Origin of the sequence: Adlercreutzia sp. ZJ242 (assembly GCF_011038995.1) — a bacterium.
Classification (GTDB): Bacteria; Actinomycetota; Coriobacteriia; order Coriobacteriales; family Eggerthellaceae; genus CAAEEV01.
In genome coordinates this window covers 20,570-27,631 of record NZ_JAAKEE010000035.1, presented here as the reverse complement: position 1 = coordinate 27,631, position 7,062 = coordinate 20,570, and the positions used below count along the sequence as shown (strand labels likewise).

Annotated in this window: 8 protein-coding genes and 1 pseudogene; 7 read left to right on the top strand and 2 right to left on the bottom strand. The window is 63.8% G+C overall.

Annotated features, from left to right (window positions below):
• The coding region (locus G7Y49_RS08660; protein ID WP_165172955.1) for an ATP-binding protein at positions 1-598 on the top strand (598 nt) is incomplete at its 5' end.
• 259 nt (positions 599-857) lie between these two features.
• Positions 858-1,133, top strand: coding sequence for a helix-turn-helix transcriptional regulator (locus tag G7Y49_RS08655; RefSeq protein ID WP_165172953.1), 276 nt, complete (start codon positions 858-860; stop codon positions 1,131-1,133).
• Between the two features lie 284 nt (positions 1,134-1,417).
• Here the strand turns inward: G7Y49_RS08655 and G7Y49_RS08650 are convergent, their stop codons facing one another.
• Both G7Y49_RS08650 and G7Y49_RS08645 read right to left on the bottom strand, forming a co-directional pair.
• Entirely contained in the window at positions 1,418-1,789 is a 372-nt protein-coding gene (locus G7Y49_RS08650; RefSeq protein WP_165172951.1) for an AEC family transporter, read from the bottom strand.
• A gap of 314 nt (positions 1,790-2,103) precedes the next feature.
• Entirely contained in the window at positions 2,104-2,544 is a 441-nt protein-coding gene (locus tag G7Y49_RS08645) for a hypothetical protein (protein WP_165172949.1), read from the bottom strand.
• Positions 2,545-2,606: 62 nt separating this feature from the next.
• Here G7Y49_RS08645 and G7Y49_RS12365 point away from each other — a divergent pair.
• From G7Y49_RS12365 to G7Y49_RS08625, 5 genes and pseudogenes are all read left to right on the top strand, one after another.
• Positions 2,607-2,798: pseudogene (locus tag G7Y49_RS12365) on the top strand (cysteine methyltransferase); the annotation flags it as partial.
• 6 nt (positions 2,799-2,804) lie between these two features.
• On the top strand, positions 2,805-3,155 hold the full coding sequence (locus tag G7Y49_RS08640) for an MGMT family protein (protein WP_255465932.1): 351 nt from the start codon (positions 2,805-2,807) through the stop codon (positions 3,153-3,155).
• A gap of 11 nt (positions 3,156-3,166) precedes the next feature.
• A complete protein-coding gene (locus tag G7Y49_RS08635; protein WP_165172946.1) occupies positions 3,167-3,769 on the top strand; it encodes a hypothetical protein in 603 nt (200 codons plus the stop codon).
• Positions 3,770-4,327 (top strand): nucleotidyl transferase AbiEii/AbiGii toxin family protein, encoded by a 558-nt coding sequence (locus G7Y49_RS08630; protein ID WP_165172945.1) that lies wholly within the window; start codon positions 3,770-3,772, stop codon positions 4,325-4,327.
• Positions 4,328-4,555: 228 nt separating this feature from the next.
• Positions 4,556-7,030, top strand: a complete 2,475-nt coding sequence (locus G7Y49_RS08625) for an ATP-dependent helicase (RefSeq protein ID WP_165172944.1) — start codon at positions 4,556-4,558, stop codon at positions 7,028-7,030.
• Positions 7,031-7,062 lie beyond the last annotated feature (32 nt).

Below are 7,062 nucleotides of genomic sequence, written 5' to 3'. Positions count from 1 at the left end.
GCAGGAGAAGGAAAACGCCGGCGTTAAGCGCCTGCTCCAGCGGGCACACTTCCGCATAGCAAATGCCGACATAAGCGGCGTCGTCTACGACGGCAGGCCCCTTTCCCGCGACACAGTCAACGGCCTCAGGACCTGCCAGTTTGTGGAGTCGGCCACCGACGTCATCGTGGTCGGCTACACCGGGACCGGCAAGACCTTTCTCGCCTGCTCGATCGGCCGCCAGGCATGCAAGCACTGCATGAACACCCTCTACGTGCGCATGCCCGACCTGCTGATGTCGCGCGAGGAAGACTTGGCCGCCGGCGTTCCCGAATCGAGGATATTGAAGAAGTATGCGCGCTACAGGGTCCTCGTCGTCGATGAGTGGCTCATGGATCCGTTGAACCCCGACCAGATGAGGTTCTTCCTCGAGCTCGTCGACCGCCGTCACGACAAGTCGTCGACGATATGGTGCTCTCAGTACCGTGTGGAGGATTGGCATGCACGGCTCGGCGGTGGAACCCACGCAGATGCCATTATGGATAGGATAGTTCACAACGCCGTGACCCTGCTTACTGGTGAAGTGAACATGAGAGAGCTTACATCGCCAAAGAACTAGACGTAACTCAAGTTGAAAACGGGTGCGGCTGCATGCGAAATCGGCAATGCGGCTGCACCCGAAACAAACGTGGCTAATCGTTGCAAATAATCATCCTGCACTGATTCTGTTAGTGAACGCATCGCTTGCTTTGGGCAGAAGATGGTATGATTCTCGGGATGAAGCACTAGAGATGAGCGATGGCTCTTGACGATGATCCGATTCTGGAACAATATATAGACAAGCATCAATTCCAAATCGATGAATCAAGTTGGGAACTATGGATCTAGAGAAGACAGCATTGCTATTCAAAGCACTCGGAGACGAGAACCGGCTTCGGATACTGGAGCTCATTGCTGCGAAGGAGGATCTTTGCGCATGCCGCATACTCGATGAGCTGGAGATTACGCAGCCGACTCTCTCGCACCACATGAAGATCTTGAAGGATGCGGGCCTGGTCAACGCGCGAAAGCAGGGGCGCTGGATGCATTATTCAATCAGCGACGGCGCCATGCAAGAGGGCATTGAGAGCTTGCGGCGTTTCTGCATGAGCTAGACGAGCTGCGTCTGGAAGGGCGGTGACGCCGTTTATGCTGAATCGCGTGAACAATGCTCGGCTTCTCCCTTTTTTTGGCAACGGCGTAGGGGGTTGCCTCGTTCGCTCTGAAGCGGCTCGCGTTGGCAAGATACGTCCAGCCGACCTCGTTGCCGTCCGAGTCGGTTTTCCTTTGCGCGCGCGGCGAACTTCTTCGCCTCGTCGCGGGGTTTTCCGCTCGTGGTCGGCTGTGAATCCCAGGCGCCTCCAGGGCATTCGGGACCTGGTCGTCGCAGCGTCACGCGTCACAGCACCAAGAACGTGACGAGCGGGATGGTGACGAGCGAGAAGACGAGCGTGCCGACGGTGATGCCCGCGGCGTAGTCGCCGAAGTCGCCTCGCTGGGACGCGATCATGGGGACTATGGTCATCGTGGGGAGCGCCGAGAGCAGCGTGATGCAGACGATGAGGGCGTAGAAGCCCGCGGAAAGGCCGAGCATGGGCAGGTTGTCGGCCATGGCCTGGCGCGTGCATCCCGTGACCGTCGCGTAGAAGATGAGGCACGGGAGGAGCACCTTGGTGATGAGGCGCGCGAAGCCGGGCATGAAGTCCTTCTTGATCACGCCCGCTTTTCCTGCGACGAACCCTACGAGCAGGATCGCGAAGAAGATGGTCATGGTATGCAAGACCGCGTTGAAAAGCACCGTTATCGTCTCATGTTTCTAAGCTGCCGTTGTTTCTGTCGGGAGATTATAAGCGATGGGGAGGCGCGCCGCAGCTTGCGGGGGTCGGCGTCGTCTCCTACAGGTTGAGCATCGTGCTCTACATCTGGGCGCAGCGTCACATCGGCGTCGCGAGGACCGGCAGCTACTGCTCCATCGCGCCGTCTGGTCCGCGGTGCGTGCCGTCTGACGTGATTCTTGGGCATGCTGGGGTTATCGCGCAAGCACCGGAAAAGCCGGCGTTACTCGGCAGAGCGTTCTTCAGGGCGTTACTCGATCATGGGGGTTCGGCTGTACTTGCTCAGCTCGGCTATGTCGCGCATGCCGTACTTGACGAACAGGGTCCCCTCGGCTTTGCCGTTCGAGTAGGCGAGGTGCGCCCAGCCGACCTCGTTGCCGTCTGAGTCGATCAAGACATAGAGGTTCGGGTCCGGGGTTCTCTCGACGCGCCCGGAAGCGCGGGCCCCGCTTTCGTCCTGGGCCTGCCATGACAGCTCGCCCTGATCCTCCTGGCCTTCTGCGAAGCTCAGGAATCTCCCGCTGTTTTGCCCGGGCTCCAGATACGTGCCTCTGAGCTCGAAGCCTTCGACGGCTCCTTGGCGCATGTCCTCCAGCTCGGCAGCGACCCCGATCGAGAACACGGAAAGCGCGACTACTGCCAGAAGGCCCAATCCTGCAGCTACGTAACAGCCCGAACGCTTGAAGCTCATAGCGAACACCCCCTCGGGATGGAGCGGATCGGCTTCGCGCGAAGCGCAACCTCAGCTACAGCGAATACGACTCACCCGTGGGGAAGCTCACCATCGCGAGCGACGGCGTGGCCGTGTGTGGGCTCTGGCTTGAGGGGCAGAAGTACCATGGAGCCACCGTGTCCGAAGAGATGGTGCGAAGCGACGAGGCCGGCGGGCTCGCCGAGCTGCGCGCATGGCTCGACGCCTACTTCGCCGGCGAACGACCCGACCCTGCGAGCATGCCCTTGGCACCCATCGGGAGCGAGTTCCGGCAAGCGGTCTGGCAGAAGCTGCTCGAGATACCCTACGGCGAGCTGACCACCTACGGCGCCATCGCGCAGGCCCTCAAGGAGGAGCGCGGGAAGGCCTCGGCGCTCGCGGTGGGCTTTCGGCGTCAAGGAGGGCGCTGGCGTTTGCCTGGCGAAACGGAAAATCGGACCCGCAAGAGGCGGGGCGGTTCATTCGTCAGCCGAGCCGCAGCGGGTCGACCAGGCCCTTCTCTCTATAGATGGAATCGCGCAATGATGTTCCAAAAAGCGCACAGAAACTGCCATATTTTCACCTCAAAGTTGCGTATAATGCAACTTTGAGGTGAAAATAAATGCTCATGACAGCAAAAATGCTCCAAGAAAAACTGTCCTCCTACGGAGCGCCGAAGAACAAGATTGCCCGCATGGCGAGGGATGGCGAACTCACGCGCATCGTGAAGGGCCTTTACGAAACCGACGCCTCGACGCCGCCCGAATACCTGGCGGCGAGCATCTACGGTCCGTCGTACATCTCCTTCGAATACGCGCTCGCCCGTCGCGGCATGATTCCCGAAGCCGTGCCCGTCGTGACGAGCGCCACCTTCGAAAAGGGCAAGGCCAAGCGCTACGACACTCCCTTCGGCACCTTCACCTTCCACGACGTGCCCTCGCGCGCCTTCCCCTGGGGGGTCGAAGTGGTCGTAGAGGGCGACTACGCCTATCGCATCGCGAGTCCCGAGAAGGCCCTGTGCGACACGCTTTGGCTTCGCTCTCCCGTTGCCAACTACCGCGAGCTCGAGGCCCTCCTCTTCGACGACCTCCGCCTCGAGCCCTCAGAGCTTCGCGACTTGGACTCCCGGGCCATAGCCGATCTTGTCGGGCGATACCGCAGCACGAACATTGGCAAGCTGGCCAAGTACTTGGAAAGGAAGGCCCGTTATGAACTCCGCTCTTGAGTGAAAGCAGGTTCCGACATACAGTCGGCGTTTCTCAAGGGGAACACGCGCGAGCATCTGCTCCTTTTCTACCCCCAGGAGAGTTTTTCGGCGGGCGTTCCGCGAGACGAGAAGATAAAGATCAAGTTCGAGGTGGACGTGAACCCACCGGCGCTCGCGACCTTCGAGCGGCGTTACCGGCTGCTGCCCGCGCCCTATGAGGTGAACCTGTACGACCGGCCGTCCCTGTTCGCCGGCAAGATCCACGCGGTCTTGTGCCGTGGCTGGAAGAACCGCGTCAAGGGCCGCGACCTTTATGATTACCTCTTCTATCTCGCGCGCGGCGCGAAGGTGAACCTGCCGCACCTCCAGGAGCGCCTTGCGCAGACGGGCCATTGGGACTCCCGGGAAAAGCTCACCGTGGAGCGCTTGCGCCAGCTGCTGGCCGACCGTTTCGACGGCATCGACTACAAGGCAGCCGCCCGCGATGTGGAGCCGTTCTTGTCCGACGGGTCTTCGCTGGTCCTTTGGTCCCCGGAGCTGTTCAAGCAGGCAACTGAGCAGCTTGAGGCGGTTTAGGCGGCCGCGGACGCAAGCTGTGGCAAGGTGGCAAGCGACGGCAGGAGCTCTCGCAAACGCAGAAGAAGACATCGGAAGCGTCATGATTGAGCGGATGGCGCATGCGCCTGCCGAGTCGGTTTTCCTTTGCGCGCGCGGCGCCCGCTCGCCACAGGCGGGCGCGAAAGCGCTAGAATAGTACGTCATCCCCTGAACCAGATCACGAGACGAACGCGAAGGAAGACGCCCATGCCCCTCGACCTCGACACCCTCAACGCCCCGCAGCGCGAGGCGGTGCTCACCACGGAAGGCCCGCTGCTCGTGCTGGCGGGCGCCGGCTCCGGCAAGACGCGCGTGCTCACGTTCCGCATCGCGCGCCTCATCGAGCAGGGCGTCTACCCGTGGCAGATCCTGGCCATCACGTTCACCAACAAGGCCGCCGCCGAGATGCGCGAGCGCCTCGGCGCGCTCGTGGGCCCGAGCGCGCGCGGCATGTGGGTGTCCACCTTCCACAGCATGTGCGTGCGCATCCTGCGCGCCGACGCCGAGCGGATCGGCTTCACCAAGGGCTTCACCATCTACGACACCGACGACCTGAAGCGCCTGTACAAGGAGATCATGGCCGAGCTCGACGTCGACCCGAAGCGCTTCCCCGTCAACGCGCTCATGAACCGCATCTCGCAGGCGAAAAACGAGCTCATCGTGCCCGGAGACTTCGAGAAGCAGGCCCTCGACCCGGTGGGGAAGGTGGCCGCGCGCGTGTACGCCCGCCTGCAGGAGCGCCTGCGCGCCGCGAACGCGTTCGACTTCGACGACCTGCTGCTCTACGCGTACCTGCTGCTGAAGAACCACCCTGACGTGCTCGACGCCTACCAGCAGCGCTTCCGCTACATCATGGTGGACGAGTACCAGGACACCAACCACGCGCAGTACGAGATCACCATGCTGCTGGCCGCCGCGCACCAGAACATCATGGTGGTCGGCGACGACGACCAGTCCATCTACAGCTGGCGCGGGGCCGACCTGCGCAACATCCTCGAGTTCGAGAGCGACTTCCCCGAAGCGCACGTGGTGAAGCTCGAGCAGAACTACCGCAGCGTGGGCAACATCCTCGCCGCGGCGAACGCGGTCATCGCGAACAACCAGCACCGCAAGCAGAAGCACCTGTTCACGGCCGCGGAGGACGGAGACAAGATCAACGTGTACATGGCCACCGACGAGCGCGACGAGGGCCGCTGGATCGCCGGCGAGATCGAGAAGCGCCGCGGCGAGGGCATGGGCTACGACGACATGGCCGTGTTCTACCGCACGAACGCCCAGTCGCGCATGCTCGAGGACATGCTGCTGCGCGCGGGCGTGCCCTACCGCATCGTGGGCGGCACGCGGTTCTTCGACCGCGCGGAGATCCGCGACGTCATGGCCTACCTCACGCTGGTGATCAACCCCGCCGACGACATCGCCGCCAAGCGCGTGATCAACGTGCCCAAGCGCGGCATCGGGCGCACGACCGTCGAGCGCATCGAGCAGTTCGCGCGCGAGATGGGCATGCCGTTTCTGGAGGCGTCCGAGCTCCTGCTCGCCGACCCGGAGGTGCGCGTGTCCACGCGCAAGTCGGTGGGCGAGTTCGTGCAGCTCATCAAGACGGCGCGCACGTACTCGGGCGAGCTGCGCCGCGTGATCGAGATGATCGTCGACCAGGCGGGGCTCGTCAGCGCGCTCGAGGCCGAGGGCACCGACGAGGCGCGCGGGCGCGTGGAGAACATCCAGGAGTTCATGGGCGTGGTGGACGAGTTCTCCGAGACGCACGACGCCGACGACGCGGACTACGCGGCGCCCACGGCGGGCGCGGGTGCGGGCGCGCTGACGGGCGCGGGCATGCTGGGGGACGCGGGCGCGTTGGCGGACGCAGATGCGGGTACGCTGACGGGCGCGTTGGCGGATGCGGATCCCGCCGCCGCCCCCGACCCCGACGCCGAGCCGGTGCGCGTGCTGCGCGGCGACTCGCTCGCCGACTTCATCGAGTGGGTGCGCCTGCGCACGGACCTCGACACCGTCACCGAGGACGGGCACGCCGTCACGCTCATGACGGTGCACTCGTCGAAGGGCCTCGAGTTCGACTGCGTGTTCGTGGCCGGCATGGAGGAGACGCTGTTCCCGCACATGAACTCGGTGGGCGACGCGGCCTCGGTGGAGGAGGAGCGCCGCCTGGCGTACGTGGCCATCACGCGCGCCCGCAAGAAGCTCTTCCTCACGTGCGCCCAGCAGCGCCAGATCTTCGGCCAGACCTCGGCGAACCCCACGTCGCGCTTCGTCTCCGAGATTCCCTCCGAGCTGCGCCGCACGTCCGGCGTGGGCTCGGCGGGCTTCTCCGGCACGGGCTGGGAGAAGCGCGGGAGCCGCCGCGGCATCGCGGGATCGGGCGCGGAGGCGGGCGAGGGGCGCGTGTTCGGGCGCTCGAGCGCGTCGGGCTCGGCGGGCCGCGCCGACCGGTCGCGCGCGGGCCGCTCGGGCCACGGCAGCTTCTCATCGGGCGCGGGCTCGGCGGCCTCGAGGAAGTCGGGAGCTGCGGCAACGTTCGCCGTGGGAGACGCCGTTGACCATAAAACGTTCGGTCGCGGCAAGGTGACCAGGGTCGACGGTGATACACTGCACGTCAAGTTCGTCAAGACCGGCCAGACCAAGAAGCTTCTCAAGGACTACGCGCCCATCGTGAAGATCGGCTAGCCTCGCCGGCTGCGAGCCCGAGAACGACTAGA